This window comes from Streptomyces sp. NBC_00122, from assembly GCF_045160845.1.
GTDB lineage: Bacteria > Actinomycetota > Actinomycetes > Streptomycetales > Streptomycetaceae > Streptomyces.
This window is the reverse complement of sequence record NZ_CP108191.1, coordinates 413,306-426,439: the sequence shown is the minus strand read 5'-3', so window position 1 is coordinate 426,439 and position 13,134 is coordinate 413,306. Positions and strand designations below refer to the sequence as shown.

Below are 13,134 nucleotides of genomic sequence, written 5' to 3'. Positions count from 1 at the left end.
GGATCTTCCCGCGGCCGTCTGCCGGCTCAGGGCGTCAGCGGCCGCAGCCACCACCGGGCCGGCCCGGGCGGCGCAGCGTCGCCAGGACCGGCCCGGCCGGCTGGAGGGTGAGCCCCGGGAACACCGCGGCCCGCCCGCTCCCGCTGTCCAGGTGGAACCGCTGCCCCAGCACCACCAGCAGGAGCGCGGCCTCCACCAGCGCGAACCGCGCCCCCAGGCAGGCCCGCGGGCCGCCGCCGAAGGGGAACCAGGCGTGTTCCGGCACCGGGTGCGGGGCGTCCGCGTCCCACCGCTCGGGGCGGAAGTCCTCCGGATCCGGGAACCAGCGCTCGTCCCGGTGCATCGACCACGGGCTGGTCCACACCGCCGTCCCCGCGGGAACCGGCCGCCCGCCGATGCTCGCGCCCTCCACGGCCACCGCGGAGATCAGCCAGATCGGCGGATAGATCCGCAGCGCCTCCTTGACCACCTGCCGGGTCCACGGCAGCCGGTCGTAGTCGTCGTACGTGGGCAGCCGTCCGCCGAGCACCCGGTCCAGCTCCTCGGTCAGCCGGGCCCGCGCCTCGGGCGCCCCCGACAGCAGCTGCCAGGCCCAGGTCAGGGTGGTCGAGGTGGTCTCGTGGCCGCCGATGTAGAGGGTGATCGACTCGTCCCGGAGCTCCTTGCGGGAGAGCGGGGCGCCGTGCTCGTCGCGGGCGGCGAGCAGCCGGCTCAGCAGGTCGTCGCGCTCGACCCCGGCCGCCGTGGCCGCCTCGTGCTCGCCGATGACGTGCGCGATCTCGCGGTCGAGGACCGCCACCGCCTCCCGCATCCGGCGCCGCCCGGGCGTCCGTACCCACGGCGGCAGGAACAGGGTCAGCCCCCGGAACTCGGCTCCCAGCTCCCGCTGGGCCGTGGCCATGGCCGCGCTGATGGGCGCCTCCCGGCCGGCGGCGTCGCTCCCGAACAGCGTGCGCACCGCGATCCGCTGGGTGAGTCCGGCCATCTCCCGGTGTACGTCGATCCGTTCGCCCTCGGCCCAGCCGCCGGCCAGCGCGTCCGCGCACTCCACCATCGTCGCGGCGTACGAGCGGACCTGGCGCGGCCGCACGGCGGGCTGGACCAGGGCCCGTTTGCGCCGCCAGTCGTCGCCGGTGGCGACGACCACCCCCTCGCCGAGCAACTGGTGGAAGGCCCAGCCCAGTTCCATCGGCTTGAAGGTGCCCTCCACGGCGCCGAGCAGCTCACCGACGTGCTCGGGCCGTGAGACCAGCACATTGCGCTGCGGGCCCAGCGACCACGGCACCCAGTCGCCGTACTCGTCGCGCAGGGACTCGAAGAAGGCCAGCGGGTCACGGGCGAAGGCGGGCAGATTCCCGAGCAGGGGCCATGGACGCGGCCCGTGCCCGGCACCCCGGGGCAGCGTGGTGGCGGTCACGCAGGCATGGTGGCAGCCGTCGGGACCGGGCGCCAGAGCGTCGCCGCGCCGTTCGCCGATCCCCGTGCGAGTGCCGCGACGGGTCAGGTGGCCACGCGCGCGGCGAGCCAGTCGTACGCCGCGGCCGCGGTGAACTCCCGTTGCCCGCCCGCGAAGAGCAGCCCGGCGGTCGCGAAGGCCGGATCGTGCGCGGTGTCCGTCACGTACGGGACCGCCACGCAGTCCATGCCCGCGGCGAGGGCGGCCAGCGCGCCCGGGGCCGCGTCCTCGACGACCACGCAGTCGGCGGGGCCGGCGCCCAGCCGGCGGGCCGCCTCCAGGAACACGTCCGGGGCGGGCTTGCCGTGCGCGACCTCCTCGGCGGAGACGACCGTCGTCAGCAGGGCGTCCAGCCCGGTGCCGGCCAGCACCGCGTCGATCGCCGCGCGCGAGGAGCCGGAGGCCACCGCCATCGCCACGCCCTCGGCATGCAGCCGCTCCACGAACTTCCGCATTTCGGGGAAGGCTTCGGTCCCGGCGCGGGCCAGCTCCAGGTAGGCGGCGTTCTGCTCGGCGAGCAGCTGCTCGACCGGCGCCCGGATGCCGTACCGGTCCTTCAGGGTCTCCAGCGTTTCCAGGGTGCCGATGCCGATGAACCGGGAGTGTTCCTCCCAGGTGAAATCGGGAACCCCGTGCTGCCGGAGGGTGCGGCGTCCCGATTCGTAGTAGTTCGGCTCGCTGTCCACGAGGGTGCCGTCGAGATCGAATATGACGGAGATCATCCGCTGCGCCCGTCCTGCCGGTCCTGTCCTGTCCGGTCATGCTGTCGGCTCGTGCGGGCGGCCCGTCCCACGGACTCGACCAGCGGCAGCAGCCGGTGCGGAACCCGCTCGCGCAGGGCCACCTCCGTGCGCGTGCGGACCACGCCCGGGAGCTGGATCAGCCGCTGGATCACGTCTTCCAGATGCGCGTTGTCCCGGGCGGCCACCCGCGTCAGCAGATCCCCGCCACCGGTGATCGAGAACGCCTCGATGATCTCGGGGACGGCGGCCAGCGCGTCACCCACGTCGTCCAGATGCCCCTGGGTCACCTCGATGTGTACGAAGGCCAGCACCGGATGCCCCAGAGCGGCGGGCGAGAGGACGGGCCCCGTCCCGGTGATCACCCCGGTGCGCTCCAGCCGGTCCAGACGGGCCTGGAGGGTGCCCCGCGCGACCCCGAGGATCCGGGCGTACTCGCGGACGCTGGTCCGCGGCTGCTCGATCAGCAGGCGCAGGATCCTGGTGTCGAGCTCGTCCACCGCCATGCCGCGACTGTACCAATGGCCCGGTTCACCCGGATCTTGCCGAGGCGGGTGAACCGCGGGGCGGCCCGCATGGCACTCCCGGGTGCGAGGGGCGACTGTGTTCTGGTCGGCACTCGGAACCGGATCCACGAGCGGAGCGAGCCATGTCAGGTCTGAACTGCCTGGTCACCGGCGCCACCGGCTACATCGGAGGCCGGCTCGTTCCCGAGCTCCTGGGCGCCGGACACCGCGTCCGCTGCCTGGCCCGGTCCCCGGAGAAACTCCGCGACCACCCCTGGGCCGGACAGGCCGAGACCGTCCGCGGCGACGCCACCGACCCGCGGTCCGTGGCCGAGGCCCTGGAAGGCATCGACGTGGCCTACTACCTCGTGCACGCCCTCGGCGGCGGCTCCGGATTCGAGGAGCGCGACCGCGCCGCCGCCCGCATCTTCGCCGAGCAGGCCCACGGCGCCGGCGTCCGCCGCATCGTCTACCTCGGCGGGCTCACCCCCACCGGCATCCCCGTCCGCGAGCTCTCCCCGCACCTGCGATCCCGAGCGGAGGTCGGCGAGATCCTCCTCGCCGGTCCCGTACCGGCCACCGTCCTGCGTGCCGCCGTCATCATCGGCTCCGGGTCCGCCTCCTTCGAGATGCTGCGCTACCTCACCGAACGGCTGCCCGTCATGGTGACCCCCAGCTGGGTCGGCACCCGCTGCCAGCCCATCGCCGTGCGCGACGTCCTGCGCTACCTCGTCGGCAGCGCCGCCATGCCGCCGGAGGTGAACCGGGCCTTCGACATCGGCGGCCCGGACGTGGTCACGTACGAGGAGATGATGCGCCGCTACGCCGCCGTCGCCGAGCTGCCCCACCGGCTCATCCTGCGCGTCCCGATGCTCACCCCCGGCCTGTCCAGCCTGTGGATCGGCCTGGTCACCCCCGTACCGCGGGCGCTGGCCAGGCCGCTCGCCGAATCACTGCGCCACGAGGTGGTCTGCGCGGAGCACGACATCGCGCGCCACGTTCCTGACCCGCCCGGCACGCCGATCGGGGTCGACCGGGCCCTGTCGCTGGCCCTCCGGCGGGTGCGGGAAGCCGAGGTGACCACCCGCTGGTCCTCCGCCTCCGTGCCGGGCGCGCCCAGCGACCCGCTGCCCACGGACCCTGACTGGGCGGGCGGCAGCCTCTACACCGACCGGCGGCAGAAGGCCGTCGAGGCCTCGCCCGGCGCGCTGTGGCGGGTGGTGGAGGGCATCGGCGGGGAGAACGGCTGGTACTCCTTCCCGCTGGCCTGGTCCGTACGGGGCTGGCTGGACCGGCTCGTCGGCGGGGTCGGCATCCGCCGCGGCCGCCGCGACGCGACCCGGCTGCGCGTGGGCGATTCCCTCGACTTCTGGCGGGTGGAGGAGATCGAGCCGGGGCGGCTGCTGCGCCTGCGCGCCGAGATGCGGCTGCCCGGCCTGGCCTGGCTGGAGATGTACGTGGACCCCTGCCCCGAGAGCGGTCGCGCGCGCTACCGGCAGCGGGCGCTGTTCCACCCGCACGGACTGCTCGGCCACATGTACTGGTGGAGCGTGTCCCCCTTCCACACCGTGGTCTTCGGCGGGATGGCCCGCAACATCGCCCGCGCCGCCGAACGTCCGGACACGGCCGATGGCCTCCCGTCTCATGCATCCCCCGCATCTCCTGCATCCGGCGGGGCCCCCGTGGCCGAAGTACCGCACGACAGCCGTCCTCCCCAGCCCGACGAGGAGCGAGAGCCATGAACGTAGCGGTGGTCCTGTTCACCTCCGACCTGCGCCTGCACGACCATCCGCCGCTGCGCGCGGCCCTCTCCTCCTGCGACCGGGTGGTCCCGCTCTTCGTCCGCGACCGCGCCCTCGCGGCCGCCGGATTCGCCCCGCCCAACCGCCAGGCCTTCCTCGCCGACTGCCTCGCCGACCTCGACGCCGGACTGCGCGAGCGCGGCGGCCGCCTCGTGATCCGCTCCGGGGACGCCGTCCGGGAGGTCTGCGCACTCGTACGGGAGACCGACGCCGACGAGGTGCACATGGCCGCCGGGGTCAGCGGCTACGCCCACGCCCGCGAGGAGCGGCTGCGCGCCGCCCTCGAAGCCGAGAGCCGCCGGCTCCATGTGCACGACACGGTGGTCACGGCCGTCGCCCCCGGAGCCGTCCTGCCCGCCGGCTCCGACCACTTCGCCGTCTTCACGCCGTACTTCCGCCGCTGGGCCGAACTGCCGCCGCGGCCCGTCGCCGCGGCGCCCCGTACCGTCCGGCTCCCCGAAGGCGTCGGCTCCGAGCCGCTGCCCGTGCGCGGCGCCCTCACCGGCGTCTCCCCGGGCCTGGCCCGCGGCGGCGAGACCGAGGCCCGCCGGCTCCTGGCGAACTGGCTGCGCTCCGGCATCACCCGCTACGAGGACACCCACGACGACCTGGCCGGGGACGCCACCTCCAGGCTCTCCCCGCACCTGCACTTCGGCACCCTCTCGGCCGCCGAGGCGGTCCACCGGGCCCGTGCCGCGGGCGGGCCCGGCGCCGAGGCCTTCGTCCGGCAGCTCTGCTGGCGCGACTTCCACCACCAGGTCCTCGCCGCCCGCCCCGAGGCCGCCGCCGAGGACTACCGCGCCCGGCAGGACCGGTGGCGCACCGGCGCGGCCGCCGAGGAGGAGACCGAGGCCTGGAAGGAGGGCCGCACCGGCTACCCGGTGGTGGACGCCGCGATGCGCCAGCTGCGTCACGAGGGCTGGATGCCGGGCCGCGGCCGCCTGCTCGCCGCGAGCTTCCTCACCAAGACGCTGTACGTCGACTGGCGGACCGGGGCGCGCCACTTCCTGGACCTCCTGGTCGACGGGGACCTCGCCAACAACCAGCTCAACTGGCAGTGGACCGCGGGCACGGGCACCGACACCCGCCCCAACCGGGTGCTCAACCCCGTCCGGCAGGGCCTGCGGTACGACCCGCAGGGCCGTTACGTCCACCGCTGGGTGCCGGAGCTCGCCGGGCTCCCCGCCCCGCAGGTGCACGAGCCGTGGCGGCTGCAGGGCCTGGAACGGGCGCGGTACGACTACCCGGACCCGGTGGTGGAGCTCGCCGACGGCCTCGACCGCTTCCGGCGGGGGCGCGGGACCGGCTGAGCCCTCGCGCGCCGGCCACCCGTCGTATCGTGGGCGGGTGCCGTCCGTGCCGCAGCCCGAACCACCGCAGGACCTTCCGGCCGCCGGCCTCAGCACCGGCGCCGTCGCCCGGCGCCTCGGGGTCTCGCCGACCACGCTGCGCTCCTGGGAGCGCCGGTACGCGATCGGCCCGGCCCACCGGGAAGGCGGGCGCCACCGCCGCTGGACCGCGCAGGACATCGCCCGGCTGGAACTGATGTGCCGGCTCACCGCGCGGGGCGTGCCCCCGGCCGAGGCGGCCCGGGCCGTGCGGGACGAAGCCGCCGCGCGCGCCGATGCCCGCACGGCGGGTCCGGACCCGGGCGGCCCGGGCTCGCTTCCCCTCGGGGAGGTCCGGCAGCAGCGCAGAGGGCTCTCACGGGCCGCCGTACGGCTGGACGCGCCGGCCGTGGAGGATCTGCTGGACGCCGCCCTCGCGGAACACGGCCTGGTCACCGCGTGGGAGGAGGTCATCGCGCCGACCCTGCACGCGGTGGGCCGCAAATGGGCCACGGCGGGGGAGCGATACGTGGAGGTGGAGCACCTGCTCTCCTGGCACGTCTCCTCGGCCCTGCGCCGGATCCGGCCGGTCCGGACGCCATCGCACCCGGACGTCCCACCGGTGCTCCTCGCGTGCGTGCCGGGGGAGCAGCACAGCCTGCCGATCGAGGCGCTGGCCGCGGCCCTCGGCGAACGGGGCGTGCCGGTGAGGATGTTCGGAGCCGACCTGCCCCCGGGCGCCCTGCGCGACGCCGTACGCCGGACCGGACCGCGGGCCCTCGTGCTGTGGTCCCAGTCCCGGACCACCGCGGACGCGGCGCTGGCCCGTTCGGCCGCGGGCATCGAGTGGGGCCTGCGCGGCGCCCGGGGCCACCCGACGGTGCTGCTCGCGGGACCCGGCTGGGGCGCGGGCAGTCAGGCCCCGCGCACCGAGCGGCTGTTCGGACTGCGCTCGGGCCTGGAGGTCATCGCCGCGCCGGTGGCGGACGCGCCTCCAGTGACCGGCGCAGGCCGTGCAGGGCCCGCCGCATATGGCTCTTGACGGTGCCCAGCGGCAGTCCGGTGCGGTCCGCGATCTGCGACTGCGTCAGGTCCCCGTAGAAGGCGAGGCGCATCACCCGCTGCTGGGCCGATGGCAGCCGGGCCAGTTCCCCGAGGACCAGCACCCGGTCCACGACCCGCTCGGGCTCCAGCTCCGGCCGTGCCGCCGTGCCGGGGTACGGGGCCAGGTCGTGGCAGGCGCGCGCGGCGGCGGCCGCCTCGGCCCGACGGGTACGTGCCCGCAGTGCGTCGGCCACCTTGTGCCGGGTGATCCCGGTGAGCCAGGCACCCAGCCCGCCGGGTCCCGGCCGGTAGCCGTGGCGGCCGTGCCAGGCGGCGAGGAAGACCTGCTGGGTCACGTCCTCGGCCTCCCGCTCGTCGCCCAGCGCACGCCGGGCCAGGGCGTGGACCAGCGGCCGCCAGCGCCGGTAGACCGTCTCCACACAGTCGTCCGCGCCGGCCACGAAACCGGCCGCGACGCGTTCGTCGAGCCTTTCGGGCCCGTTGTCGTCCATGGCCCGAGCCTCGTCGCCGCGGCGGGGCGGTCAAAGTCGCATCGTTTCCGCATCGATATTCCGCGGAAGGACTCCCGGAACGGACTCCTGGAAAGGACTTCCGGACGGGCTCCGGGAAAGACTAGGCACTGTGCCGCAGCGGCAGGGCGCGGTGGCTCAGGCCCACCGCGAGGACCGCCGCCGCCGCGGGCAGCAGCAGCGCGCCCACCGTCCACCCGGCGCCGATCAGCAGGGCCCCGGTCAGCCCGCCCGCGAACATCGCCAGCACCGCCCCGGCCCGGCGCGCCCAGGCTCCCGTCCCGTACCCGAAGGCGCTGTCATGCCCCAGGGCCGAGCTGCCGATCAGCGCGGTGAGGGACCGGGTGATCAGGGTCGTCGGCACGCCGGGCACGTCGACCCGCATGCTCGTCACCGTCCGGATGCCCATCGCCGCCGCCAGCATCCCGGTCACCGCCAGATGCTCGGCGCTCGGGTGCCCGAAACGCGGCGCCACACCCCATCCGGTCGCCGCACCGGCCAGGATCAGCGCGGCCTCCACGTACAGGCCGAGCTCGGCCCAGCGCCATCCCCGGGCCTCCGAGGCCGACTCCATCCGCGCCGCGCACATCGCCCCGACGGCGAACGCCATCACCGAGGCCGCGGCCGACAGCGCCGGCAGGTTGCCCTGCCGCGCGAGCCCGAACGCCAGGAAGAGCACATTGCCGGTCTGCATCGAGGTGAACACCGGCCCGAGGGCCAGCAGGCTCACCGCCTCGATCAGCCCCGTGACCGCGGTCAGGACGATCATCAGCCCGGCCAGGGACGGACGCACCGGATGCGCACCCTCGTTCATGAGGCCCGACAGTGACACGCCCGCCCCGGTGCTCCGGCACCGACATGCCGGAGGGCTTAGGGTCCGGAGGATGAGCGACCTGCTGCTGGTGAGACACGGGGAGACGGCGTGGAGCGCCGACGGGCGGCACACCGGGCGGACCGACGTCCCGCTGACCGCGAGCGGGGTCGAGCAGGCCGTCTCCCTCGCTCCCTTCTTCCTGGACCGCCACCCGGCGCTGGTGCTGACCAGCCCGCTGCGCCGGGCCGTCGCCACGGCCGAACTCGCTGGGCTCACCGGCGCGGTCACCGACCCCGACCTCTGCGAGTGGGACTACGGCGGCTACGAGGGCGTCACCACCGCGGAGATCCAGCGGAGCACGCCCGGCTGGTCCCTGTGGACCCATGGCGTCCCGCCCGGTGACGCGGCGCACCCCGGCGAGAGCGCCGCGGAGGTGGGCGCCCGCGCGGACCGCGCCCTGGCCCGCGTCGCCCCGGTGCTCCGCGCCGACGGCGGCAACGCGGTACTCGTCGCCCACGGCCACTTCCTGCGCGTGCTCACCGCCCGCTATCTGGGCCTGGACCCCGCGGACGGCAGGCTGTTCCTGCTGCGCACCGGCACGGTCAGCGTCCTCTCCACGGAGCACGGGCTTCCGGTGATCGCGGGCTGGAACATCCGCCCGTAGGGGGCATTCCGCCTCGCGCGGCGGCCGGGCGCGGGCGAGGATGCGTACATGGCCGACGACGGTGCGGGCGGTGCGGACGGCACCGGCGACACGGGTGGTGCGGGCGGTGGCGGCGGACCGCGGAGCGGGCCTGCGGACAACGCGGGGCCCATGACCGATGCGGGGCTCAAGGCCAACGCGATCGGTTTCCTGGACGCGCTCGTCATCGGCCTGAACTCCACCTCGCCCGCCTACTCCCTCGCCGCCGTCCTCGGGCCGATCGTGGCGCTCGTCGGGATCTACGCTCCGGGCGTGATGCTGGCCTCCTTCGTGCCCATGCTGCTGATCGCCGCCGCCTTCTACTACCTCAACAAGGTCGACCAGGACTGCGGGACGACCTTCTCCTGGGTCGCCCGGGCCATGGGCCCCTGGGCGGGCTGGCTCGGAGGCTGGGCGATCGCGATGACGGGCGTGCTGGTCATCGGCTCGCTGGCGGACGTCGCCGTCAACTTCGGGCTGCTCGCCTTCGGGCTCGACGACTGGGCGGCCAACGCAGTGATCCGGCAGAGCCTCACCGTCGCGGTGATCCTGGCCATGACCGCGATCTGTGTCATCGGCACCGAGCTCTCGGCCCACCTCCAGGACATCCTCATCCTGGCCCAGGTCTTCTTCCTCCTGACCTTCGCGGTGGTCGCCATCTACCGCATCTACGCCGGCACCAGCACCCTCGAAGAGATCGAGCCCTCGCTCAGCTGGCTCAACCCCTTCGGCGCCGGTGGCGCCGCCCTCACCGGCGGACTGCTGCTCGGCGTGTTCATGTACTGGGGCTGGGAGTCCGCGGTCAACCTGACCGAGGAGGTCGAGAACTCCGCAACGGCGCCCGGCAAGGCCGGTATCTGGTCGACCGTGATCCTTCTGGTGACCTACCTGTCCGTGGGATTCGCGGTCGTCGGGTACGCCGGCACCGCCTTCCTCGCCGAGAACGCGGCCGAGGAGGAGGCCATCTTCGCCGTGCTCGCCCACGAGGTCATGGGCGGCTGGGACTGGGTGGTGCTCCTCGCCGTCTGCACCTCCGCGCTCGCCTCCACGCAGACCACGATCATCCCCGCCTCCCGCACGGCCCTGTCCATGGCCCGTCGGCACGCGCTGCCACCGCCGCTCGCGCACATCCACCAGCGGTTCCGGACACCGGACGTGAGCACGTGGTGGGTGGCGGGCATCGCCATCGGCTGGTACCTCGTCGTCAACCAGATCAGCGAGAACGCGCTCCTGGACTCGCTCACCGCGCTGTCCCTGCTCATCGCCTTCTACTACGCGCTCACCGGCCTGGCCTGCGCCGTCTACTACCGCCGCCACCTGCTGGAGAGCCCGCACAACTTCCTGCTCATCGGGGTGGGCCCGGTGGTCGGCGCCTTCCTGCTGATCTGGCTGCTGGTGGAGTCGATCGGCGACATGTCGGACCCGGAGAACTCGGCCAGCGGCGTCTCCTGGTTCGGGCTCGGCCCGCCGCTGGTCATCGGGATCGGCATCGCCGTCGTCGGCGTGCTCGTCATGTGCTTCTGGCGGGTACGGGACGGCAGGTTCTGGCAGGAGCGGCGAGGCGTGGTCGACCCGGCCCTCGTCCACGCAGGGAAGCACTGAGGAGTCCCGATGTCCGTCGTCCTCGGATACGACGAGTCACCCGGCGCGGCACGCGCCCTGCAGGTGGCGCTGGAGGTGGCCGCCGCCTTCGGCGAGCCGCTCGTCCTCGTCTACGGAGCGGCCGCTCCGGGCAGTACCGGTGAGGAGTCCCGCACCCACCGGGAAGCCGTCCGCCAGGCGGGCCGCAGCGCCCTCGCGCACGCGGTCGAGGCGGCCGACGAAGCGGGTGTGCCGTCGACGGTGGAGCTGGTCGACGAGAAGCCCGCGCAGGCGCTGCTCGACGCGGCCCGTCGCCACGGCGCCCGCGTCGTCATCGTCGGCACCTGGGGCGACAGTCCGATCCGCGGCGCCCTGCTGGGCTCCACCCCGCACAAACTCCTGCACCTGTCTCCGGTACCGGTGTTGTGCGTACCGACGGAGGGCGGAGCGCCCGAATGAGGCGGACACTATAGTCCAACTGTGCCGGGAATGTGGCTATTTCAGGTGTGACTATGCTCAAGACCTAAGTGATTGAGGCGTTTTATTGATCACTCTTGGGCAGAGTGGGGCGGCCGAGAAACACCCCCACGCGACCGCATGACCGGAGAACTGATGGACAGCAACCTCGTCATCCAGCCCCACACTGGTGGCCAGGCATTCGACGAGAGGCAAGTGCCCCTCTACTACAGCCGCAAGACGGCGGACATCCTCCACAAGTACGGGCCGGGACCGCGCGTCCACTTCCACATGGGGCTCTTCGCCCCGGGATCGACACCCAACACCACGGTGTCCCAGCGGGTGCTCAAGCGCCGCATAGTCGAGTCGCAGGAGGCGATAGTCGAGCACGCCGCCCGGACGTGGGGCGCGTACGCCACCCCGCCCGCGCGCCTGCTCGACATCGGCTGCGGGGTCGGCGGCGGCTCGCTCTACTGGGCGCAGGAGCATGGCGCGTCCGTCACCGGCCTCACCGTCGCCGCGGAACACGTCCCGGTCATCGAGCAGTTCGCGCGTCAGGCCGGCGTGGGCGACCGGGTCACCCCGCTCCTCGCCGACGTCCACGGCTTCACCACCGGCAGAAGATTCGATGCGGCCTACGCCAACGAGAGCTCCGGCTACATGGACCGCGAGCGGCTCTTCCAGGTCGTCGCCAAGGCGCTGAAACCGGGCGGCTGGTTCGGGATACAGGAGCACTTCATCTGCCGTCCCGAGTGGACCGAGTTCATCGACGGCTACTACAAGACGCGCCTGGGCACCCTCACCGAGTACATCACCGCCGCCGAGGCCGCGGGGTTCGAGCTGGAACAGGACGAGGACGTCACCGACCGCGTCGCGGAGTTCTGGGTGCAGTCCATGGCCTGGAACACCGCCGAACTGGACCGGATCGAGCAGGCGGGCACCGTCGTCACGCCGGCCGCCTGGTGCCGGGAGCGGCTCCAGGAGTCGACGATCACGCACGGCAAGCTGTTCCGGATCTGGCGCGACCACGCGCTGGAGACCCGGCTGCTGCTCTTCCGGCTCGGCGGGGGGAACTGATCATGCCGCCCGCCTATGAGGAGGCCACGCACCCCTCCCGCATCGGATGGGAACTGCCGCCGTTCCACTGCCCGTTCGAGCAGGGCCTCGTCCACCCCGCTGTGGACGAGATCGAGAAGCGGGCCATCGCCTGGATCGACAGGTTCGGGCTCTACCCGGACGCCACCGAGCGCGCGTGGGGGCTGGCCACCCACAGCGCCGACTTCACCAGCCGGATCATCCCCCACGGCGACGTCGAACCGATGGTGCTGTTCGCCCAGTGGAACTACTGGGCCTTCGCCACCGACGACTGGCAGGACTCCAACACCGGCTCGGCGGGCACGGCGGCCGTCGCGGACCACGGCGCCCGGCTGATCCGCACCGTCGAGGCACCCGGCTCCGGCCTGCTGCCGCCGAGCCCGCACACCGCCGCGCTGGAGGACCTCGCGGCCCGGACCCGGGACATGCTCACCCCCATTCAGCTGCGCCGCTTCACCGAGGGCATCCGGGACTGGGTGTTCGGCGCCACCTGGCAGACCGCCAACGCCGAGCGCGAGATCATGCCGAGCCTCAACGACTTCGTGGCGAAGCGGATCTCCAGCAACGGCACCCGGTTCACCCTCACGTGGTGCGACGTGGCGAACGGGATCGACGTGCCGGGCGACGAGCTGTACTCGGCCCCCGTCCAGGCCCTGACCGACGCCGCCGGGTTCATCGTCAGCTGCGACAACGACCTGTTCTCGTACAACAAGGACGACCACATGGTCCCTTGGGAGCAGAACCTGATCAACGTCCTGGCCCGGCTGCACGACTGCACCCCGGCCGAGGCGCTTCCCGCCGCCTACGCCCTGCGGGACCGGACGGTGACCCTGTTCGTCCGGCTCCGCGAGCAGATCGGCCGGGCGGCGAGCGAACAACTCGGCCGCTACCTGCGCTCGTTGGAGCACTGGATCGCGGGCGACCTCGAATACCACAGCAGGGCGCCGCGCTACGCGAGCCCGCGCAACCGCAACGCCCTGCCCGTGGACGGCGCCCGGTTCGACATCGTCCGGAGCGACACGCCCAGCGACGCGAGCGTCGAGCCGCCGCCGGTCCCGGCTCTCGCCTGGTGGTGGCAGCAGCTCGACGCCTGATCCGTC

The 13,134-nt window shown here is 73.6% G+C and carries 13 protein-coding genes; 8 read left to right on the top strand and 5 right to left on the bottom strand.

What is annotated here, in order from left to right:
• Positions 1-34 precede the first annotated feature (34 nt).
• The 3 genes from OG737_RS01995 to OG737_RS01985 all read right to left on the bottom strand — a co-directional run bounded on the left by OG737_RS01995 (position 35) and on the right by OG737_RS01985 (position 2,702).
• Positions 35-1,417 (bottom strand): cytochrome P450, encoded by a 1,383-nt coding sequence (locus OG737_RS01995; protein ID WP_405921123.1) that lies wholly within the window; start codon positions 1,415-1,417, stop codon positions 35-37.
• Between the two features lie 83 nt (positions 1,418-1,500).
• Positions 1,501-2,178: an HAD family phosphatase gene (locus OG737_RS01990; protein WP_328924389.1), complete on the bottom strand. Its 678-nt coding sequence runs from the start codon at positions 2,176-2,178 to the stop codon at positions 1,501-1,503.
• The gene (locus OG737_RS01985; protein ID WP_328924388.1) at positions 2,175-2,702 is read right to left on the bottom strand and encodes an Lrp/AsnC family transcriptional regulator; all 528 of its coding nucleotides are present in this window, start codon (positions 2,700-2,702) and stop codon (positions 2,175-2,177) included. The genes OG737_RS01990 and OG737_RS01985 overlap by 4 nt, the downstream gene beginning before the upstream one ends.
• Before the next feature lie 143 nt (positions 2,703-2,845).
• On the opposite strand from OG737_RS01985, the gene OG737_RS01980 reads away from it, so the two are divergent.
• From OG737_RS01980 to OG737_RS01970, 3 genes are read left to right on the top strand one after another with little or no spacing between them, the layout of a single operon-like run.
• Entirely contained in the window at positions 2,846-4,444 is a 1,599-nt protein-coding gene (locus OG737_RS01980; protein ID WP_405680334.1) for an SDR family oxidoreductase, read from the top strand.
• The gene (locus OG737_RS01975) at positions 4,441-5,814 is read left to right on the top strand and encodes a cryptochrome/photolyase family protein (RefSeq protein ID WP_405680335.1); all 1,374 of its coding nucleotides are present in this window, start codon (positions 4,441-4,443) and stop codon (positions 5,812-5,814) included. Before OG737_RS01980 ends, OG737_RS01975 begins: the two co-directional genes overlap by 4 nt.
• A 37-nt stretch (positions 5,815-5,851) precedes the next feature.
• Positions 5,852-6,874 carry a MerR family transcriptional regulator gene (locus tag OG737_RS01970; protein WP_328924385.1) on the top strand — a complete coding sequence of 341 codons (1,023 nt, stop codon included), beginning with the start codon at positions 5,852-5,854 and terminating at the stop codon, positions 6,872-6,874.
• Here the strand turns inward: OG737_RS01970 and OG737_RS01965 are convergent.
• Both OG737_RS01965 and OG737_RS01960 read right to left on the bottom strand, forming a co-directional pair.
• The gene (locus tag OG737_RS01965) at positions 6,798-7,388 is read right to left on the bottom strand and encodes a sigma-70 family RNA polymerase sigma factor (protein ID WP_328924384.1); all 591 of its coding nucleotides are present in this window, start codon (positions 7,386-7,388) and stop codon (positions 6,798-6,800) included. The genes OG737_RS01970 and OG737_RS01965 overlap by 77 nt on opposite strands.
• A gap of 121 nt (positions 7,389-7,509) precedes the next feature.
• Positions 7,510-8,220 carry a YoaK family protein gene (locus OG737_RS01960; RefSeq protein WP_328924383.1) on the bottom strand — a complete coding sequence of 237 codons (711 nt, stop codon included), beginning with the start codon at positions 8,218-8,220 and terminating at the stop codon, positions 7,510-7,512.
• A 70-nt stretch (positions 8,221-8,290) separates the two neighbouring features.
• Here OG737_RS01960 and OG737_RS01955 point away from each other — a divergent pair, with 70 nt between their 5' ends.
• The 5 genes from OG737_RS01955 to OG737_RS01935 all read left to right on the top strand — a co-directional run bounded on the left by OG737_RS01955 (position 8,291) and on the right by OG737_RS01935 (position 13,128).
• Positions 8,291-8,884, top strand: coding sequence for a histidine phosphatase family protein (locus OG737_RS01955; RefSeq protein ID WP_328924382.1), 594 nt, complete (start codon positions 8,291-8,293; stop codon positions 8,882-8,884).
• Positions 8,885-9,034: 150 nt separating this feature from the next.
• Positions 9,035-10,504, top strand: a complete 1,470-nt coding sequence (locus OG737_RS01950) for an APC family permease (protein WP_328930182.1) — start codon at positions 9,035-9,037, stop codon at positions 10,502-10,504.
• Between the two features lie 9 nt (positions 10,505-10,513).
• The gene (locus OG737_RS01945; RefSeq protein ID WP_328924381.1) at positions 10,514-10,942 is read left to right on the top strand and encodes a universal stress protein; all 429 of its coding nucleotides are present in this window, start codon (positions 10,514-10,516) and stop codon (positions 10,940-10,942) included.
• A gap of 153 nt (positions 10,943-11,095) precedes the next feature.
• Complete coding sequence (locus OG737_RS01940; RefSeq protein ID WP_328924380.1) at positions 11,096-12,016, top strand: methyltransferase domain-containing protein; 921 nt, start codon at positions 11,096-11,098, stop codon at positions 12,014-12,016.
• 2 nt (positions 12,017-12,018) lie between these two features.
• On the top strand, positions 12,019-13,128 hold the full coding sequence (locus OG737_RS01935; protein ID WP_405680337.1) for a hypothetical protein: 1,110 nt from the start codon (positions 12,019-12,021) through the stop codon (positions 13,126-13,128).
• Positions 13,129-13,134: the final 6 nt, after the last annotated feature.

What these genes read in the sequence shown, in the direction of transcription:
- OG737_RS01940 (WP_328924380.1), top strand. Translation starts at nt 11,096, where the DNA reads ATGGACAGCAACCTCGTCATCCAGCCCCACACTGGTGGCCAGGCATTC.
- OG737_RS01960 (WP_328924383.1), bottom strand. Translation starts at nt 8,220, where the DNA reads ATGAACGAGGGTGCGCATCCGGTGCGTCCGTCCCTGGCCGGGCTGATG.
- OG737_RS01980 (WP_405680334.1), top strand. Translation starts at nt 2,846, where the DNA reads ATGTCAGGTCTGAACTGCCTGGTCACCGGCGCCACCGGCTACATCGGA.
- OG737_RS01965 (WP_328924384.1), bottom strand. Translation starts at nt 7,388, where the DNA reads ATGGACGACAACGGGCCCGAAAGGCTCGACGAACGCGTCGCGGCCGGT.
- OG737_RS01945 (WP_328924381.1), top strand. Translation starts at nt 10,514, where the DNA reads ATGTCCGTCGTCCTCGGATACGACGAGTCACCCGGCGCGGCACGCGCC.
- OG737_RS01985 (WP_328924388.1), bottom strand. Translation starts at nt 2,702, where the DNA reads ATGGCGGTGGACGAGCTCGACACCAGGATCCTGCGCCTGCTGATCGAG.
- OG737_RS01990 (WP_328924389.1), bottom strand. Translation starts at nt 2,178, where the DNA reads ATGATCTCCGTCATATTCGATCTCGACGGCACCCTCGTGGACAGCGAG.
- OG737_RS01935 (WP_405680337.1), top strand. Translation starts at nt 12,019, where the DNA reads ATGCCGCCCGCCTATGAGGAGGCCACGCACCCCTCCCGCATCGGATGG.
- OG737_RS01955 (WP_328924382.1), top strand. Translation starts at nt 8,291, where the DNA reads ATGAGCGACCTGCTGCTGGTGAGACACGGGGAGACGGCGTGGAGCGCC.
- OG737_RS01950 (WP_328930182.1), top strand. Translation starts at nt 9,035, where the DNA reads ATGACCGATGCGGGGCTCAAGGCCAACGCGATCGGTTTCCTGGACGCG.
- OG737_RS01975 (WP_405680335.1), top strand. Translation starts at nt 4,441, where the DNA reads ATGAACGTAGCGGTGGTCCTGTTCACCTCCGACCTGCGCCTGCACGAC.